Genomic DNA, 18,155 nt, shown 5'->3' on the forward strand with positions numbered 1-18,155 from the left:
TTATACCTTCGCCACGAGTGGGCGACCCAGCAGGCCTTGGGGACGGAAAATCAGAATCAGCACCAGCAGCGAGAAACTGAACACGTCTTTGTAGTCAGAGTTGATCAGACCGGCGAACAGCGACTCGGAAATGCCGAGGATGATCCCGCCGAGCATCGCCCCAGGCAAGGAGCCGATACCGCCGAGTACCGCCGCGGTGAACGCCTTGATGCCGATGATGAAGCCGGCATAGAAGTCGAACGTGCCGTAGTTCATGGTGATCAGCACACCGGCCAGGGCCGCCATGGCCGCGCCGATGATGAACACGTAGGAAATGACCCGGTCAGTGTTGATCCCCAGGATCGACGCCATCTTGCGGTCTTGCTGGGTCGCGCGGCACATGCGTCCGAGCTTGGTGTACTTGATGATGTAGGTCAGCAAGGCCATCCCGGCGAATGCGGCGATCAGGATGAAAATCTTGGTGTAGGTGAGCTGGACGAAACCGCTGCCGATGTCGACGCGCATGGCGCCTTCGAGCAGAGTCGGAACACCCTGTTGGCGGGCGCCCTGGCTGATCTGTGCGTAGTTCTGCAGAATCAGCGAGATGCCGATGGCACTGATCAGCGGTGCCAGGCGGGTGGAGTTTCGCAGGGGTTTGTAGGCAACGCGTTCGATGACCCAGCCGTAGACCCCGGTGACCACCACCGTGAACACGAGCGTGCCGAGGATCATAAGCGGAAAGGATTCAATACCGAAGTAAGCCAGCAGAGCCAGACTGATTGCCGCCAGGTAAGCGGAAATCATGTAAACCTCACCGTGGGCGAAGTTGATCATGCCGATGATGCCGTAGACCATTGTGTAGCCGATGGCGATCAGACCATAGACCGACCCGAGGGTCAGGCCATTGATCAGTTGCTGCAGGAAAATACCATCCATAACGCAATCTCACGCAGTGAGAACCTGCACACCCTGGGGTGTGCGGTTCTTCTAAGGAAAATACAGATTTACGTCGGAGCGATGTCAGCCGCGACCGGCGCGCGCCCCTTGGAAACCGGGGCTTGCCCGGCTCTGAAGAAGGCGTGGACGCTCGCTTCGGCCCTTACTTCTGTTTTTCCAGCTGGTGATACTTGCCGTCCTTGTCCCATTGGTAAACCACGTAGTCGGAGACCTTCAGGTCGCCCTTGGAATCCCACTCCTTCTTGCCCATCACGGTCTGGACCGGATTGGCCTTGAGCCATTCAGCCGCGGCTTCGCCGTCATTTTTCTTGGCGCCGTTGAAACCGGCAGCCAGGGCCTGAACCGAGGCGTAGGCATACAGGGTATAGCCTTCCGGTTCGGTGCCCTTGGCACGGAACGCGTCCACCACGGCCTTGCTGTCTGGCAGCAGGCGCGGGTCGGCGCCGAAGGTCATGTATACGCCGTCGACGAATTGCGGGCCGCCGGCGGTGGTGACCAGTTCGTCGGTGACGATGCCGTCATCGGACATGAATTTCACGTCCTTGAGGCCTTGTTCACGCAACTGGCGAACCAGTGGGCCGGCTTCCGGGTGCAGACCGCCGAAGTAGACCACGTCGGCACCGGCCGCACGGATCTTGGTGACAACGGCGCTGAAGTCTTTCTCACCACGGGTCAGGCCTTCGTACAGCACCGGTTCCACGCCACGCTTGGCCAACTGCGCCTTGGTAGCATCCGCCAGGCCCTGGCCGTAGGTGTCCTTGTCGTGCAGGACGACGACTTTCTTGCCCTTGAGCACGTCAACGATGTAGTCGCCCGCGACGATGCCCTGCTGGTCGTCACGACCGCACATACGGAACATCGCGCTCAGGCCACGCTCGGTGACCTGCGGGTTGGTGGAACCTGGGGTGATGGAGATGATGCCGGCATCGCCGTAGACCTCGGACGCCGGGATGGTGGAGGAGGAGCAGAAGTGACCGACCACCGCCAGAACCTTGTCCTGGTCGACAAATCGGTTGGCCACGGCCACGGCCTGCTTAGGTTCACAGGCGTCATCGCCCTTGACCAGCAGGATATCCTCACCGTTGACGCCACCCGCCGCGTTAATGGCATCGGCTGCCGCCTGAGCACCCTTCATGTACTGCTCGCCAAATGCAGCGTTGGCGCCGGTCATCGGCCCCGCCACACCAAATTTCACTTCAGCTTGAGCAAACGCAGAAACACCCAGCGCAGCTGCCACTGCGAGGGCCAGGAAACCTTTCTTGTAAAACGTCTGGGACATGAGGTGGTGCTCCAAGGTTTTTTTTAGTTGGCACTGCGACTTCATTTCACTGATAAAGCTCAGAGCAAGGGCCGTGCCATCGGTTTTTTATTCTGAAAAAAGTCGCTGCTTTATTGTTATTTCGACTGTTTCGAGCCCTTTTTCATAGGGCGTGCAACCGTCTAAACCGCACTAGGTGCAACCTTTTATTTAAATGGGTGAAACCCTCCGTGAGCCATCATTGCAACCATCGCACGAAACGGCGTGCAACCACTGTGTAACAACCCACGTCACCGAACTGCACACTGTCGGTGCGCGATTGCTACAACCCGCACCATAACAGGCTAGACGCTACGTCGGAAAACGTGGATTCCAGCAACATTTTTCAACACTCAAATGACGATCCGCAGGCACTGGCCCGCGTGATACAGCGAAAAACCCGCCTCATACAAGCCACTGCGCAACCCCACCCCGGCCAATGGCCGCATGGGTGCGAACGGGATCGGCAGGGCCTGGGCATCGCCGTGGCAGAGGTAGTCGGCGAACGCCTTGCCGACCACCGTACCGGTGGTCACGCCCCGGCCGTTGTAACCGGTAACGGTCACCAGCCCAGGAGCGGGCTCGAACAGGCGCATCAGGTGATCGGGGGTGAAGGCAATACAACCGGTCCAGGTGCACTCCCACTCCACCGGCTTGAGATAAGGAAAATAGTGCTGCTGGACCCGATCGGCCCAAGCCTTGAGGAACCAGGTCGGCTTGCGGTTGCCGTTGCCCAGGCTGCCCAGCAGCAAACGGCCGTCCTTGTCCCGTCGGATGCTGCTCAACACCTGGCGGGTATCCCACGAACCCTGTCCGCCCGGCAGAATGCGTCGGGCGGCCACGTCGGTCAGCGGGACCGAGGCGACCTGATAGTAATAACCGGGGAAGAAATTGCGCCGCAGTTCGGTCCAGTCGCCCTCGGTGTAGGCATTGGAAGCAATTACCACCTGCTCGGCCAGCACCGAACCCTGGGCAGTCTGCACCGACCAGCGCGGGCCTTGACGCTCCAGGCCTGTCACCGGTGAGTGATCGAACAACTGGCCGCCAAGGTCCCTGGCTGCCTTGGCCAACCCACTGGTATAGGCCATCGGGTTGAGCGTGCCGGCGCGACGGTCGAGCAATGCCGCGGCGATTTTCGACGTGCCGGTGGCATCGACACAGGCCTGGCCGGTGAGCAGTTCCACCGGGGCACCACGGCGTTTCCATTGTTCTTCGCGACTGCGCAGGTCTGCCTCGCCCCGGGCGTTATGGGCCATGTGCAGGGTGCCTTCGCGGCGCAGTTGACAATCAATGCTGTATTTATCGATGAGGCTGAACACCAGGGCCGGCGCGGCCCCCAGCATGCGGTTGAGCTGGCTGCCCACCGCCTCGCCGAACCCGGCCTCGATGTCATCCGGCGGGATCCAGAGGCCGGCGTTGACCAACCCGACGTTACGCCCCGATCCGCCATGTCCGGCCCGATGAGCCTCCAGCACAACCACGCGCTTGCCCTGTTCGAGTAAATGCACCGCCGCCGACAGCCCGGTAAAACCGGCGCCGATCACGCAGACGTCGGCCGTAACTTCGCCGGTGAGCGCGCTGTTTTCGGGCCTTTGCGGCGTCAGTTTTTCCCACAGACATTCTTCGCGTAACGGCATTGCCAGACTCCAACAGAAACCCAACAAACACAAAATCCAATGTGGGAGCGAGCCTGCTCGCGAAGCGGTTTATCTGCCAACATCCATATTGTCTGATCCGACGCTTTCGCGAGCAGGCTCGCTCCCACAGAGGCACTCTTCGTTGACTCGACCTCAGTCGAAGGTAATCCCCTGCGCCAACGGCAACTCCAGCGAGTAGTTCACGGTGTTGGTCTGGCGGCGCATGTAGCCACGCCAGGCGTCGGAGCCGGATTCGCGACCGCCGCCGGTTTCTTTTTCGCCACCGAATGCGCCGCCGATCTCGGCACCGCTCGGGCCAATGTTGACGTTGGCGATGCCGCAGTCGCTGCCCACGGCCGACATGAACTGCTCGGCTTCACGTACGTCGGTGGTGAAGATGCAGGACGACAGGCCCTGGGGCACGGAATTGTTCAGGCACAAGGCCTCGGCAAAGTCCTTGTAGCCGACCACGTACAGGATCGGTGCGAAGGTTTCGTGGCGCACCACATCACTCTGCTCGGGCATCTCGACGATGGCTGGCGAGACGTAATAGGCATCCGGGAATTGCTCTTCAAGCTGGCGCTTGCCGCCAAATACGCGCCCGCCCTCGCTCAAGGCCTGCTCCAGCGCATCCTGCATGTTGTCGAAGCTGTGCTGGTCGATCAGCGGCCCGACCAGGTTGCCTTCCAACGGATGGCCGATACGCACTTTCGAATAGGCAGCCTTGAGGCGGGTGACGATTTCTTCCTTCACCGATTCATGGGCGATCAGCCGGCGCAGGGTGGTGCAACGCTGGCCGGCGGTGCCGACGGCGCTGAACAGGATGGCGCGCACGGCCATGTCCAAGTCGGCGCTCGGCGCCAGGATCATGGCGTTGTTGCCGCCCAGTTCCAGAATACTGCGGGCGAAACGCGCGGCGACCTTCGGTGCCACTTCACGGCCCATGCGGGTGCTACCGGTGGCGCTGATCAAGGCCACACGCGGGTCATCCACCAGCGCTTCACCAGCATCACGGCCGCCGATGATCACCTGGCTCAGGTACGGGGGTGCGTCGCTGAAATTTTTCAGCACGCGCTCGAACAACGCCTGGCACGCCAGGGCGGTGAGCGGGGTCTTTTCCGACGGTTTCCAGATCACCGCGTTGCCGCACACCAGGGCCAGCGTGGTGTTCCAGGCCCAGACCGCCACCGGGAAGTTGAAGGCACTGATCACCCCGACCACGCCCAGCGGATGCCAGGATTCACGCATGTGGTGGCCCGGACGCTCGGAGGCGATGGTCAGGCCGTACAGCTGGCGGGACAGGCCGACGGCGAAGTCGCAGATGTCGATCATCTCTTGCACTTCACCCAGGCCTTCCTGGGTGATCTTGCCGGCTTCCCACGACACCAACTCGCCGAGGTCGGCCTTGTACACACGCAACAGGTCGCCGAATTGACGCACCAGCTCGCCACGACGCGGGGCTGGCACCTGGCGCCACAGGTCGAAGGCGTGTTCGGCACGGCTGACCTGCTGCTCGACTTCAGCCGCGCCTTCCCAGTTCACGGCGCCGATACGACTGCCATCAATGGGTGAATGCACCGGTTGTGTGCCGTTCTGGTACAGGGTCGAGTCGACGCCCAGGCGATCAAGCAATGCAGCAACCATGGAAAATTTCCTCACACAAAAGACAAAGGATTGGCAGCCGGACGAATACGGCTGATCAGACCTGTAGTTGTAGCTGGCCCGAGACTTGCCAACAAACGACCTTTAAGCGAGATATCATTCCGTTTATTCATGCTGGCCATGACCGGATAAGCAGAGCCACAAGAAATAAGGCCTCATCATGATCAATAAACGCTATTTGCCGTCGATCACGGCGCTGCAATGCTTCGAAGCGGTGACCCGCCACCTGAGCTTCACCCGTGCCGCCGAAGAGCTGAATCTGACCCAAAGCGCCGTCAGCAAACAAGTCGCGCAATTGGAAGAGTTGCTGCAGCACCTGCTGTTCCGGCGCGTGCGCCGACGCTTGCAGCTGACGCCCGCCGGTGATTTGTACCTGGGGGAAGTGCGAAAAATCCTCACGCAGGTGGAGATGTCTACCCATTACCTGCGCTCCTACGGCGGCGACACCGAAGTCCTGCGCGTTTCCACGCCTCCGACCTTTGGCGCACGCTGGCTGGTTCCACGCTTGAAGGGTTGGCGATTGCGACATCCGACCATTCACCTGGACCTGTGCAGCGAGCAGGAGGCCGACGACTTGCTGCAAGGGCGCAGCGACCTGGCGTTCTATTTCGGCCACGGTTCGCGACCCGGCACCGAATCCCTGAAGCTGTTTGGCGAAGAACTGGTACCGGTCTGCGCGCCCGGCAGCCTCCCTGAACAGCCCTTCACCGACCCGACCCAACTGGCCGGGCTGGTGCTGCTGCAAAACGCCTCGCGCCCCCAAGCCTGGCACGACTGGTTCGACAACCAGGGCTATCACACCGAACACAGCTACCACGGGCCGCGTTTCGAAACTTTCTACATGTGCATCCGGGCCGCCCAGGTCGGCTGCGGCGTCGCCCTGCTGCCGCGATTTCTGGTGGAAGAAGAACTGGCCGACGGCAAACTGGTCATCCCCTGGCCGCACGCGATGCCCAGCACCAACGCCTATTACCTGGCCTATCCGGAACATTCGGCGGAAGTGCCCAAGGTGCGACTTTTTGTGGAGTGGATGCTGGAGCAGATCGACAGCCCGGATAGACCGGCATAACCCCCCGCGAACTTGCTCCCACAGAATCTGGCTCTCACAGCGGGGATAAATCCCCTTCCCACAAATAACGCTCATCACAACAGAGGACGCTGCGACCAAAAAACACTGGCAATACCCACCACGGTTATGCGCCACTAGCCCTTTGACTACAACCCGCCGAACCTCGCTACCCACGGCTGCGGCCTGTCTGGAGACCCCTATGAGCGAGAGCGTATTTGCCGATCGTATCGTGCAGAACCTGCTCGACACCGACTTCTACAAACTGACGATGATGCAGGCGGTGTTGCACAACTACCCCAACGTCGAAGTCGAATGGGAGTTTCGCTGCCGCAACAGCGAAGACCTGCGCCCGTACCTGGCGGAGATCCGCTTTCAGATCGAGCGTCTGGCCGAGTTGAGCCTGAGCGCCGACCAGTTGGGTTTCCTGGAGCGCATCAGTTTTCTGAAGCCGGACTTCCTGCGTTTCCTGGGGCTGTTTCGCTTCAACCTGCGCTACGTGCACACCGGTATCGAAAACGGCGAGTTGTTCATCCGCCTGCGCGGGCCGTGGCTGCACGTCATTCTGTTCGAAGTGCCGCTGCTGGCCATCGTCAGCGAGGTGCGCAATCGTTATCGCTATCGTGAAATCGTCCTGGAACAGGCGCGGGAGCAGCTTTACCGCAAGTTCGACTGGCTGAGCGCCAACGCCAGCGCCGAAGAACTGTCCGAACTGCAAGTCGCGGACTTCGGCACCCGCCGGCGTTTTTCCTTCCGCGTCCAGGAAGAAGTGGTCAATGTGCTCAAGCACGATTTCCCCGGGCGCTTCGTCGGCACCAGTAACGTGCACCTGTCCCGGGAGCTGGACATGAAGCCCCTGGGCACCATGGCCCATGAGTGGATCATGGCCCACCAGCAATTGGGTCCACGACTGATCGACAGCCAGATCGCCGCCCTCGATTGCTGGGTACGCGAGTACCGAGGCTTGCTGGGGATCGCCCTGACCGACTGCATCACCATGGACGCCTTCCTCAAGGATTTCGATCTGTTCTTCGCCAAGCTGTTCGACGGTTTGCGCCATGACTCGGGCGACCCGGTGATCTGGGCCGAACAAGCCATTGCCCACTATCACAAGCTCGGCATCGACCCGATGAGCAAGACCCTGGTGTTCTCCGATAGCCTGACGTTGCCCAAATGCCTGGAGATTTTTCGGGCATTGCATGGTCGCATTAATGTCAGCTTCGGTATTGGCACCCACCTGACGTGTGACATTCCGGGTGTAGAGCCGATGAGCATCGTGCTTAAAATGATCAGCTGTGATGGGCAACCCGTGGCCAAGATTTCAGACGAGCCCGGCAAGACCCACTGCAAAGACCCGAATTTCGTCGCCTATATGCGACATGTTTTCCAAGTACCTGCCGCCCTTTCAGACACATCAAGCAAGGAGTGAATTCATGCAAGCCGTACAGCGTGAGATTGCTGAACAGCTCAAGGTCCAGCCACCGTTCGCCGATGACGCCGCTCTCAAGGCCGAAATCGCCCGGCGGGTGGGCTTTATCCAGGATTGCCTGGTCAACTCCGGGCTCAAGTCCCTCGTGCTGGGCATCAGCGGTGGCGTTGACTCGTTGACCGCCGGGCTGCTGGCCCAACGTGCCATGCGCGAGCTGCGGGAGAACACCGGTAACGCCGCCTACAAGTTCATCGCCGTGCGCCTGCCGTACGAAACCCAGTTCGACGAACATGAAGCGCAAGCCTGCGTGGACTTCATCGACCCGGACGAGCGCCATACCGTCAACATCGGTCCAGCGGTCAAGGCCCTGGCCGATCAAGTCGCGGCGTTCGAAGGCAAGGCAGCGGTCTCGCGGGATTTCGTGCTGGGCAATACCAAGGCGCGGATGCGCATGGTGGCGCAATACACCATCGCGGGCACCGAGCACGGCCTGGTGATTGGCACCGATCATGCCGCCGAAGCGGTCATGGGTTTTTTCACCAAGTTCGGTGATGGCGCTTGTGACTTGGCCCCGCTCAGCGGCCTGGTGAAAAACCAGGTCAGGGCCATTGCCCGAGACTTCGGCGCGCCGGAGTCGCTGGTGGAAAAAGTCCCCACCGCCGACCTTGAGGACCTGTCCCCAGGCAAGCCGGACGAAGCCTCCCACGGCGTGACCTATGCCGAGATCGATACGTTTCTGCATGGGCAACCGGTTCGTGAAGAGGCGGCCAGGATCATTTGTGACACCTATCGTAAGACTGAGCATAAGCGGGTGATGCCTTACGCCCCGTAACCACCGCGACGGTGTGACAATCCCTGTGGGAGCGAGCCTGCTCGCGAAGGCGTCGCATCAGCGACATCATTGCTGACTGACACACCGCTTTCGCGAGCAGGCTCGCTCCCACAGGGGAAATCTGCCAGGCATGAAAAAGCGCCCTGAATGAGGGCGCTTTTTTTATGCCTCGGCGATTACTTCAGGGTAACAGTGCCTTTCATCATCGAGATATGTCCCGGGAACGAGCAGAAGAAACCGTACGCCTCACCGGCAGCCAGTTTCGACACATCAAAGGTCACCGAGTCCTTCTCTCCGGCACCAATGATCTTGGTGTGGGCAATGATGCGAGCATCACCGTCCTTGAGGTAGTTCTTGTCGATACCGGCAGCAAGGCCATCGGTGGCAATCGGCTGCATGTCAGCCTCCTTGCTCAGTACCCAGTTATGACCCATGACGTTTTTCGGCAAGCTGCCCGAGTGCTTCAGCTCGACTGTGAAGGTCTTGCAGCTCTTGTCGATTTCGATGGCCTTGGTGTTGAAGGACATCTGGTCGGTCGAGTCGACGGTGATCTTGCACTCCGCTGCCATCAGTTGGCTACTAGCCAGCGTCAACAGAGATACTGCTACAAGTTTGGCGAACATCATGAATCTCCAAGGCATGGTTAAAAAATTCGGTCAAAGGAAAAGACTGCCTGATTTTCCGGCAAGTTCCTATGACCTGAGTCAAAGATTGTATACAACTTCAGGCTATCAACCTGATGGACAGAATCAACCAGCCGAAAGTATGAGGCGCCCCTATCATCAGCCCCATCACCTACTGGAGCGATCGTCATGAACCTCAACAGCCTGCTGTGCAGTTTGCTCGCCGCCTACGCCTGTGGCGCCAGCGGCACCTACGAAAAGCCCCAGCGCGAGGTATAAATCCTTTGCGCAACACGGGCCAGGCTTTACTCTGGCGCGGTGACTGACCACGGAGTAAAGCATGTCCATCGCTTCTGTTTGTGTATTTTGCGGCGCCAGCACTGGCACCAATCCCGCGTATCGTGAAGCGGCGCAGGCCCTCGGGCGAGCATTGGCGGAACGAAAACTGACCCTGGTCTACGGCGGCGGTGCCGTCGGCCTGATGGGGATCGTCGCCGACGCAGCCCTGGCAGCCGGCGGCGAGGTCATCGGCATCATCCCGCAAAGCCTCAAGGACAAGGAAATCGGCCACAGCGGCCTGACCCGCCTGGAAGTGGTGGACGGCATGCACGCCCGCAAGGCGCGCATGGCCGAACTCAGCGATGCCTTCATCGCCCTGCCCGGTGGCCTCGGCACGCTGGAGGAGTTATTCGAAGTCTGGACCTGGGGCCAACTCGGCTACCACGGCAAACCGCTGGGGCTGCTGGAAGTGAACGGTTTCTACAGCAAGCTCACCGCTTTTCTCGATCATATCGTCGGCGAAGGCTTCGTCCGCGCGCCCCATCGTGACATGCTGCAAGTGAGCGAATCCGCGCAGAACCTGCTCGATGCCTTGGACGAATGGCAACCGTCCGTGCAGCCAAAGTGGGCCGAACAAAAACCCAGCTAACGGCTCGGCCCCGATACAGGGCAGAATATGCGCCGCTCAACCTCACCTTCGACCCCAGAGGATCGCCCATGGCCAAACCCAATTATTCCTTCGCCAAACGTCAGAGAGACTTGGCCAAGGAGCAGAAGAAAGAGGAAAAGCTGCAGCGCAAGAAAGCCACAGCTGAAGAAGCGGCACTGAACCCGGATGACGAAGGCGAAGTGACGGCAGAAGATGATGGTGGTGATGCACCGAAAGACCAGGCACCCGACGCCTGACATCCCCAGGGCCCGATGATCCGATCCGGCCCTACTGTCTCGGGCTGGCGGTCTCGCTGCCGGCCCTCACAGTCCCAGCGCCTTGATGATCGACAGGCGATAACCCGCAGGCAGGTTCACCGGCAATTGGTCCGGCGCGAACAGCCCGATCTCCTTGTGCTCATGACTGATGGTCGGCACGAAACCGCCCAGCAACTGGCAACGGTACGTGGAGATGAAGACGTGCTTGCCGGCAATGACCTCGAACAAGTACGAATCCAGCGGCTCCCCCACGCTCACCTCCACTGCCAGTTCCTCGGCGATTTCCCGCGCCAGGCATTGTGGCGCCGTTTCACCCAGCTCGATCCGTCCGCCAGGCAACTCCCATTCGTCCCGCTCGTTGAGCATCAGTACAACCAGGCCTTGGGGGGATTGCAGCACGCCTTTGATGGATACCGGGAACATAATGGGTCTCGCTGTGTAGGAGCTGTCGAGTGCAACGAGGCTGCGATCTTTCCCCTGCCAATTGAGTCTGGAGCGAAGGATCAAAAGATCAAAAGATCGCAGCCTTCGGCAGCTCCTACGTATTAATTCATGCTTCCAACGGCATCACCGTCACCCGCACTTCGGGATCATGGGCACCGCCCCCCAGGATTACCCCGCGCAACGGCGACACATCGGAAAAATCCCGGCCCCAGGCCAGGGTGATGTGTTCCAGGGCCGGCTGTACGTTATTGGTCGGGTCGAAGTCCACCCAACCCAATACCGGGCAATACACCGAGACCCAGGCATGGGACGCATCGGCGCCAATCAGCCGGGGTTGGCCAGGTGGCGGTTGGGTCAGCAGGTAGCCGCTGACGTAACGCGCCGCCAGCCCGCGAGAACGCACGCAGGCCAGCATCAAGTGAGCGAAGTCCTGGCACACCCCCCGCCGCCGCTCCAGCACCTCCACCAGCGGCGTGGCCACCTGGGTCGCCTCGGCATCGAAGGTGAACTCCTCGAAGATTTTCTCCATCAATGCCTGAACGCCAATCATCAGCGGTCGCCCTGGCGCAAAGCAGCTTTCGGAGAATTCGACGAAGCTGCGCTTGAGGTGCACGTAGGGCGACTCGAAACGGTAACGGCACGCCTCCAGCAGTGGTGCCGCAAGCGGTCGGCTGCTATAGGTCAGCGCGCGACAGGTCGACTCCCAGGCCGGGGACAGGTTGAAGTCCAGCGCGGGGCGGGCCAGTACCTCGACGCTCAAGCGGGCATTGACCAGCAGCTCGTCGTGGGGGCGTTCGAAGGCCAGGCGGGTCAGCGGGTTGCCGAACACATCCTGCTCGTCACGGCGGGTCGTCGGTTCCGGGCTGATCAGCAATTGCTGTTCGGTGCAACGCTGCCAATCACAGGCCCGTGGCCACAAGTGGGCAAGTTGCTGGGCCAGGGATACCGGGCTGTCGTAGTGGTAATGGGTGTCGTGGAGAATCTGGTAACGGGCGTTCATCAGACGGACACCGTGCGTTGGCTGACGTCATCGACGTGGGCGAAATGGCGCAAGGCCAGGCGATCTGATACCTGGCCACCGACATCGGCCACTTCCTGCAACAGGTCGGCCAGCCCATCGAGTGCTGCGCGCAGGCTGGCTTCACCAAACAGGGGATTCTCCAGGCAACGCAAATCAAAGCGAGAAAGACGCGTCACCAATTCTGGCAAGGCCGTTTCCTTCGGTGCGCCAAAATCGTCGTTCAGGCGTTTGAGTGTGCGGGCCACCAGCTTTAACTGGAAAAGCACCGCGTGGGGGTTCTGCTCGTCCAGCAACAACAGGTCCAGCACCGGGACCAGTTGCGCCACCGCCAGGTAGCGCGAACGATAGGTGATGCTGCTGTTGCCCAATTCCAGCAGCCACTCCAACCCAGCCTGGTCGAACACTGCATCGCTGCGCAAAAACGCCGCCAGGCTGCTGCTGAGGAACTGCAAGCGTTCCAGGCGCCGGCCAATCATCAAGAAGCGCCAGCCCTCGTCACGGGTCATGTCGTCCAGAGCAAAGCCGGACAATGCCGCCAGGGACATCACCAGCCGATTGAGGAAATCCAGCAACTCACCGAAATCCGGTTCCTCGGTTTCCAGCTCCATCGCTTCGCGCTGCAACTCCACCAGGGCCTGCCAGTTCTCCCGGGACAACTTGCCGCGAACCTGCGAGGCCGCCCACTGCAAGCGCTGCAGGTTGGAGCGCAGGCTGAACGACCAGTCGTCCCCCAACAACGCCGCCAGCAAACGCTCGTGCAACTCGCCCTCTTCAGGCAACAGCATCAGGCTTTCGCCCAGGGACACCGCCGATTGCAAAGCCTGCGGGTCGTCGCCATCGACATAACGCCCGAGCATGATCCGCAGCAGCCGTGCGCTGTCGTCGCAGCGTTCGCAGTAACGGCCGAACCAGAACAGGTTTTCCACCACCCGCGAAGGCAGGTACGGATCACGTCGAACCAGATCATGGACCCCAACGGTTCGCTGGGCCGTCCATTGCTCACCACCGGGTGCCTGCTCACTCAGCACCCAGGTGTCCTTGCTGGCGCCGCCACGCTGCATCGACACCACTTCAGCGTCGGCCTCGGCGGCCACGCGAGTCAGGCCACCTGGCAGCACCCGATAATCGTCTTTCCCGGACACGGCGTACATGCGCATACCAATTGCCCGGGGCTGGATGCGCCCATCTTCGGCCTGCCAGACCGGCGCTTGGGACAGTTGCGCCAGTTCCTGGGCGACATAGGCGTAGGGCCGTGCCTGAATGCGCGCGGCCAGTTGGGCGCGCTGCGCCTCGCTCAGGTCGCGACCGAACACCGGGCTGAAACTCTGGGAAGGAAACGCCGGCTTGATCAACAAGTGCGGCAATTTTTCCAAGGCCTGGGCCAGCACCGGCGGCTCGCCGCACCACCAGGTGGCGATGGACGGCAGCAGCAGTTCTTCGCCAAACAGGTACTGATTGATCTTTGGCAGGAACCCCAGCAGGCCCGGCGACTCCAGCACGCCACTGCCCAGGGCATTGGCCACCAGCACCCGGCCCTGGCGCACCGCTTCCAGCAACCCCGGCACGCCGAGGGCCGAATCGGTGCGCAGCTCCAGGGGATCGCAGAAATCGTCGTCGAGCCGGCGCATGATGGCGTGAACCCGGCGCAGGCCGCTGAGGGTCTTGAGGTAGACCGTGGCATCGCGAACGGTCAGGTCGCCGCCTTCCACCAGCGGATAGCCCAGTTGGCGCGCCAGGTAAAGGTGTTCGAAATAGCTTTCGTTGAACCGCCCCGGCGTCAACAGCACCACCAGCGGCGAGTCGCCATCGCTGGGCGCCTGGCGCGCCAGGGTTTCTTGCAAGGTGCGGAAAAAACCGGACAGGTGGCGCACCTTGAGGTCGCGGTACAGGTCTGGGAACGCGCGGGAAACGATCATGCGATTTTCCAGCGCATAACCAGCCCCTGAAGGCGCCTGGGTCCGATCCGCCGTGACCCACCAGCGTCCATCGGGCGTGCGCGCCAGATCCACCGCGTACAAGTGCAGGAAGCTGCCGTCCGGCGGCGCGATGCCTTGGCAAGGCCAGAGGAAATTGTTGTGCCCGAACACCAGCTCTGCCGGCAACAGCCCTTCGCTGATCAGCCGCTGCGGCCCGTACAGGTCGGCCAGTACGGCATTGAGCAGTCGCGCACGCTGGGCGATCCCGGCCGACAGGTGTTTCCATTCCTGCGGGTCGATCACGTGGGGCAGCAGGTCCAGCTCCCACGGCCGGTCGGCGCCCTTCGGATCGGCGTAGACGTTGTAGGTCACGCCGTTTTCCTGGATCTGCCGGGCCAGCAGGGCCTGACGCTGGAGCAACTGGGCCGGCGTGCTGCGCTGCAACTGGTCGAACAGCCGCCGCCAGTGCGTACGCACCGCACCGCTGTCGTCCAGCAATTCGTGATAGGTGCCCGTCGTCAGCGGGTAACGGTCAAGCAGGTCAGGCATGGAAAGCTCGGCAGACGGCAATGAAAGGTGAGACTAGCGCAAGCGCATGACGCCCGGATAGTTGAAAGATGGTGAGCAGACGCTGGGTTGTGCCCTGTAGGAGCTGCCGAAGGCTGCGATCTTTTGATCTTGATTTTTCGCTCCAGACTCAATTGGCAGGGGAAAGATCGCAGCCTCGTTGCACTCGACAGCTCCTACACAGCCTCTACACAGCTCCTCCATTTAGGCCCCTTGAAGACGTCGCAGATCAAGGGTGAGTGGAAACTCGTCATCTACGACGAGGCAGGGAATCGGCAGCTTCCCCGGTGTATGTCCGAGACGGAAGAAACGCGCCATGCGCCGGCTCTCGGCCTCGTTGGCATTCACCGGCAGGCTGTCGTAGTTGCGCCCGCCCGGATGGGCCACGTGATACTGGCAACCGCCCACGGAGCGTTGCATCCAGGTATCGAGCAAGTCGAAGACCAGCGGCGCATGCACCGGGATGGTCGGTTGCAGGCAGTTGGCCGGTTGCCAGGCGCGAAAGCGCACCCCGGCGACGAATTCACCGACCCGACCGGTCGGTTGCAACGGCACCGGCACGCCATTGCAGGTCAGCAGGTAGCGTTGCGGCGCCAGGCCGCTGAGCTTGACCTGCAAACGCTCCAGGGAGGAATCCACATAACGCACGGTGCCGCCGACCGCACCCTCCTCCCCCAGCACATGCCAAGGCTCGAGGGCCTGGCGCAATTGCAGCTCGATACCACTGACCGCGTAATCGCCGACCTTGGGAAAACGGAACTCCAGGTGCGCGGCGAACCACTCGGCCCGCAGCGGGTAGCCGGCGGCGTTCAGTTCATGGATGACGTCGGCAAAATCCTGCTCGATAAAGTGCGGCAACAGGAAGCGGTCATGCAGCTCAGTGCCCCAACGCGCCAGTTTCGCCGGCGCATAAGGCTCGCGCCAGAACCGCGCCACCAGCGCCCGCAGCAATAATTGCTGGGCCAGGCTCATGCGGGCGTGGGGCGGCATCTCGAACGCACGCAACTCCAACAGGCCGAGACGCCCCGTGGCACCATCCGGCGAATAGAGCTTGTCGACGCAGAATTCGGCGCGGTGGGTATTGCCGGTCACGTCGATCAACAGGTTGCGCAGCAGGCGATCTACCAACCACGGCGGGCACTCCTCGCCGGGCTGTGGCATCTGCGAGAACGCGATTTCCAGTTCATACAACGCGTCATTGCGCGCCTCGTCCACGCGCGGCGCCTGGGAGGTCGGGCCGATGAACAATCCGGAAAACAGGTAGGACAAAGACGGGTGGTTATGCCAGTAACTGATCAGGCTGCGCAGCAGGTCGGGACGCCGCAGGAACGGTGAGTCAGCCGGTGTCGCGCCACCCAGTACGAAATGGTTACCGCCGCCGGTGCCGGTGTGCCGGCCATCGATCATGAATTTCTCGGTGGTCAGCCGGGTCTGACGCGCTTCTTCGTATAAGAATTCAGTGCGCTCGACCAACTCATCCCAGGTCGCCGAGGGTTGCACGTTGACCTCGATCACACCGGGGTCGGGAGTGATACGGAAATTGCTCAGGCGCGGGTCGCTCGGCGGCTCGTAGCCTTCCAACAGCACCGGACAGTGCAGTTCCTCAGCCGTCGCTTCAATGGCGCTGACCAGCTCCAGGTAATCCTCGACCCGCTCCAGCGGCGGCATGAACAGATAGAGCCGGCCTTCGCGGGCCTCGGCACAGAAGGCGGTACGGGTCAGCCAGTCGGCAGACTTGTCGATCTCCGGGACACGCTCCTGCTCGGCCGCCGGCTCGCCGTGACGCGCCAGTTGCTCGGTGTCGGGCAGCTCGGGCAAGTCCTGGTTCGGGTCGGTGGGGTGGATGAACGGGTACTCGGCCGCCGTCACCCACGGCTGGGACGCCAGTGGCAGTCGATAGCCCAGCGGCGAATCCCCCGGTACCAGGCGGCAGTGACTGTCACGCAGGTACCAGCGACCGCTTTGCCATTGATCGCCCTTGGCGGTGCGGGCCAGCGGCAGGACCTGGCCGATGACCTTGTCCAGGCCCTGGCTGAAGACCTTGCGCAGCCGCGCGCGCTCCAGAGCGTCTTCCAGGCGTGGGTCCTGGGCCGTGACATTCGAAGGCAATGCGCCTTCGCGCCAGAGGTAATAGAAGTTGTCTTCGTAGGCCGGAAACACGAACCGCGCAGGAATTTTCAAACGCTCGGCGACGCTCGCCAGGAAGCGCCCGGCCAGTTCGCCATCGGCGCCGTAGTCCTCCTGCTCATCGGCGATCAACGCGCTGTTGTGCCAGATCGGCACCCCGTCGCGGCGCCAATAGCAGTTGAGCGACCAGCGCGGCAGTTGCTCGCCGGGGTACCACTTGCCCTGGCCGAAATGCACCAGCCCCTTGGGCGCATAGTGCTTGCGCATGCGCTGGAACAACTCGGCGGAGAGCCAGCGTTTGTCCGGCCCCAGCGCGGCGGTGTTCCATTCAGCGCCGTCCGGGTCATCGATCGAGACGAAGGTCGGCTCGCCGCCCATGGTCAGGCGCACGTCGCCCTCCAACAGGTCGGCATCGATCTGCCGCCCCAGGGCCTGGATCTCCAGCCATTGCGCGTCGGTGTAAGGCTTGGTCACCCGCGGCGCTTCCCAGACCCGCTCGACGGACATTTCATGGCTGAACTCACATTCGCAAGGTTCCACCAAGCCACTGATCGGTGCCGCCGAGGACGGATCGGGACTACAGGCCAGCGGGATGTGGCCTTCACCGGCGAACAACCCGGACGTCGCATCCAGGCCGATCCAGCCGGCACCGGGCAGGTACACCTCGCACCAGGCATGCAAGTCGGTGAAATCGACGTCGGTGCCGGACGGGCCATCGAGGCTCTTCACGTCGGCGGTCAACTGGATCAAGTAACCGGAGACAAACCGAGCCGCCAGGCCAAGGTTGCGCAACAACTGCACCAACAACCAGGCCGAGTCACGGCACGAGCCGGAGGCGTGCTCAAGGGTATGCTCCGGGGTCTGCACACCGGGCTCCATGCGAATCAGGTAGTTGATGTCTTCGCTCAGGCGCTGGTTGAGCGCCACCAGGAAATCCACCGCCGGCAATGGCGTGCGGTCGATGCCGTCCAGATACGCCTGGAACCTCGGCGTCAGCGGCAGGGTTTCCAGGTAAGGCGCCAGCTCCTTGCGCTCGTCGGCCGCGTAGGCGAACGGAATCTTTTCGGCGTAGGGCTCGAGGAAGAAGTCGAACGGATTGAACACCGCCATTTCCGCCAGCAGATCGACTTCGATCCGCAGCTCCCGGGTTTTCTCGGGAAACACCAACCGCGCCAGGTAATTGCCCTGGGGGTCTTGCTGCCAGTTGATGAAATGCTGCTCGGGCGAAACCTTCAGCGCATAGGAAAGAATCCGCGTGCGGCTGTGGGCCGCCGGGCGCAGGCGAACGATCTGCGGGCCGAGTTCGACCGCGCGGTCGTAGCGATAATGCGTGACGTGATGCAATGCGACATGGATCGACACGACGTGCCTCCTGCGAGCCTAGGCGGTATC

14 protein-coding genes are annotated in these 18,155 nt (G+C 61.6%); 5 read left to right on the forward strand and 9 right to left on the reverse strand.

What is annotated here, in order from left to right; all coding sequences use genetic code 11:
* From AACY31_RS00625 to amaB, 4 genes are all read right to left on the reverse strand, one after another.
* On the reverse strand, positions 1-915 hold the full coding sequence (locus tag AACY31_RS00625) for an ABC transporter permease subunit (RefSeq protein WP_014336328.1): 915 nt from the start codon (positions 913-915) through the stop codon (positions 1-3).
* Between the two features lie 163 nt (positions 916-1,078).
* Complete coding sequence (locus tag AACY31_RS00630; protein WP_339503652.1) at positions 1,079-2,215, reverse strand: branched-chain amino acid ABC transporter substrate-binding protein; 1,137 nt, start codon at positions 2,213-2,215, stop codon at positions 1,079-1,081.
* 371 nt (positions 2,216-2,586) lie between these two features.
* Positions 2,587-3,870, reverse strand: a complete 1,284-nt coding sequence (gene amaA / locus AACY31_RS00635; RefSeq protein WP_339478402.1) for an L-pipecolate oxidase — start codon at positions 3,868-3,870, stop codon at positions 2,587-2,589.
* A 153-nt stretch (positions 3,871-4,023) separates the two neighbouring features.
* Entirely contained in the window at positions 4,024-5,514 is a 1,491-nt protein-coding gene (amaB, locus tag AACY31_RS00640; RefSeq protein ID WP_339478401.1) for an L-piperidine-6-carboxylate dehydrogenase, read from the reverse strand.
* A 178-nt stretch (positions 5,515-5,692) separates the two neighbouring features.
* Between amaB and AACY31_RS00645 the strand changes: the two genes are divergently transcribed.
* From AACY31_RS00645 to nadE, 3 genes are all read left to right on the forward strand, one after another.
* Positions 5,693-6,601 carry a LysR family transcriptional regulator gene (locus tag AACY31_RS00645; protein ID WP_339491222.1) on the forward strand — a complete coding sequence of 303 codons (909 nt, stop codon included), beginning with the start codon at positions 5,693-5,695 and terminating at the stop codon, positions 6,599-6,601.
* Positions 6,602-6,800: 199 nt separating this feature from the next.
* Positions 6,801-8,027, forward strand: coding sequence for a nicotinate phosphoribosyltransferase (gene pncB, locus AACY31_RS00650; RefSeq protein WP_339478398.1), 1,227 nt, complete (start codon positions 6,801-6,803; stop codon positions 8,025-8,027).
* 4 nt (positions 8,028-8,031) lie between these two features.
* Complete coding sequence (gene nadE, locus AACY31_RS00655; protein WP_339491221.1) at positions 8,032-8,859, forward strand: ammonia-dependent NAD(+) synthetase; 828 nt, start codon at positions 8,032-8,034, stop codon at positions 8,857-8,859.
* Between the two features lie 176 nt (positions 8,860-9,035).
* On the opposite strand, the gene azu is transcribed toward nadE, so the two are convergent.
* A complete protein-coding gene (gene azu, locus AACY31_RS00660) occupies positions 9,036-9,482 on the reverse strand; it encodes an azurin (protein ID WP_339478394.1) in 447 nt (148 codons plus the stop codon).
* Positions 9,483-9,822: 340 nt separating this feature from the next.
* On the opposite strand from azu, the gene AACY31_RS00665 reads away from it, so the two are divergent.
* On the forward strand, positions 9,823-10,410 hold the full coding sequence (locus AACY31_RS00665; protein ID WP_339478393.1) for an LOG family protein: 588 nt from the start codon (positions 9,823-9,825) through the stop codon (positions 10,408-10,410).
* A 68-nt stretch (positions 10,411-10,478) separates the two neighbouring features.
* Positions 10,479-10,667: a hypothetical protein gene (locus AACY31_RS00670; RefSeq protein ID WP_339491219.1), complete on the forward strand. Its 189-nt coding sequence runs from the start codon at positions 10,479-10,481 to the stop codon at positions 10,665-10,667.
* Positions 10,668-10,733: 66 nt separating this feature from the next.
* Here AACY31_RS00670 and AACY31_RS00675 read toward each other — a convergent pair whose 3' ends face one another.
* From AACY31_RS00675 to AACY31_RS00690, 4 genes are all read right to left on the reverse strand, one after another.
* Entirely contained in the window at positions 10,734-11,111 is a 378-nt protein-coding gene (locus AACY31_RS00675) for an NUDIX hydrolase (RefSeq protein WP_339478391.1), read from the reverse strand.
* Between the two features lie 127 nt (positions 11,112-11,238).
* Positions 11,239-12,132: a transglutaminase family protein gene (locus AACY31_RS00680; protein WP_339478390.1), complete on the reverse strand. Its 894-nt coding sequence runs from the start codon at positions 12,130-12,132 to the stop codon at positions 11,239-11,241.
* Positions 12,132-14,618, reverse strand: coding sequence for a circularly permuted type 2 ATP-grasp protein (locus tag AACY31_RS00685; protein ID WP_339491217.1), 2,487 nt, complete (start codon positions 14,616-14,618; stop codon positions 12,132-12,134). The genes AACY31_RS00680 and AACY31_RS00685 overlap by 1 nt, the downstream gene beginning before the upstream one ends.
* A gap of 222 nt (positions 14,619-14,840) precedes the next feature.
* Positions 14,841-18,125 carry a transglutaminase family protein gene (locus AACY31_RS00690; RefSeq protein WP_339503656.1) on the reverse strand — a complete coding sequence of 1,095 codons (3,285 nt, stop codon included), beginning with the start codon at positions 18,123-18,125 and terminating at the stop codon, positions 14,841-14,843.
* Between the last annotated feature and the right edge of the window lie 30 nt (positions 18,126-18,155).

It is taken from the genome of Pseudomonas sp. RL_105y_Pfl2_101 (assembly GCF_963970585.1).
Taxonomy (GTDB): Bacteria; Pseudomonadota; Gammaproteobacteria; order Pseudomonadales; family Pseudomonadaceae; genus Aquipseudomonas.

What these genes read in the sequence shown, in the direction of transcription:
- AACY31_RS00630 (WP_339503652.1), bottom strand. Translation starts at nt 2,215, where the DNA reads ATGTCCCAGACGTTTTACAAGAAAGGTTTCCTGGCCCTCGCAGTGGCA.
- AACY31_RS00675 (WP_339478391.1), bottom strand. Translation starts at nt 11,111, where the DNA reads ATGTTCCCGGTATCCATCAAAGGCGTGCTGCAATCCCCCCAAGGCCTG.
- AACY31_RS00680 (WP_339478390.1), bottom strand. Translation starts at nt 12,132, where the DNA reads ATGAACGCCCGTTACCAGATTCTCCACGACACCCATTACCACTACGAC.
- AACY31_RS00670 (WP_339491219.1), top strand. Translation starts at nt 10,479, where the DNA reads ATGGCCAAACCCAATTATTCCTTCGCCAAACGTCAGAGAGACTTGGCC.
- nadE (WP_339491221.1), top strand. Translation starts at nt 8,032, where the DNA reads ATGCAAGCCGTACAGCGTGAGATTGCTGAACAGCTCAAGGTCCAGCCA.
- pncB (WP_339478398.1), top strand. Translation starts at nt 6,801, where the DNA reads ATGAGCGAGAGCGTATTTGCCGATCGTATCGTGCAGAACCTGCTCGAC.
- AACY31_RS00625 (WP_014336328.1), bottom strand. Translation starts at nt 915, where the DNA reads ATGGATGGTATTTTCCTGCAGCAACTGATCAATGGCCTGACCCTCGGG.
- azu (WP_339478394.1), bottom strand. Translation starts at nt 9,482, where the DNA reads ATGTTCGCCAAACTTGTAGCAGTATCTCTGTTGACGCTGGCTAGTAGC.
- AACY31_RS00665 (WP_339478393.1), top strand. Translation starts at nt 9,823, where the DNA reads ATGTCCATCGCTTCTGTTTGTGTATTTTGCGGCGCCAGCACTGGCACC.
- AACY31_RS00645 (WP_339491222.1), top strand. Translation starts at nt 5,693, where the DNA reads ATGATCAATAAACGCTATTTGCCGTCGATCACGGCGCTGCAATGCTTC.
- AACY31_RS00685 (WP_339491217.1), bottom strand. Translation starts at nt 14,618, where the DNA reads ATGCCTGACCTGCTTGACCGTTACCCGCTGACGACGGGCACCTATCAC.
- amaA (WP_339478402.1), bottom strand. Translation starts at nt 3,870, where the DNA reads ATGCCGTTACGCGAAGAATGTCTGTGGGAAAAACTGACGCCGCAAAGG.
- amaB (WP_339478401.1), bottom strand. Translation starts at nt 5,514, where the DNA reads ATGGTTGCTGCATTGCTTGATCGCCTGGGCGTCGACTCGACCCTGTAC.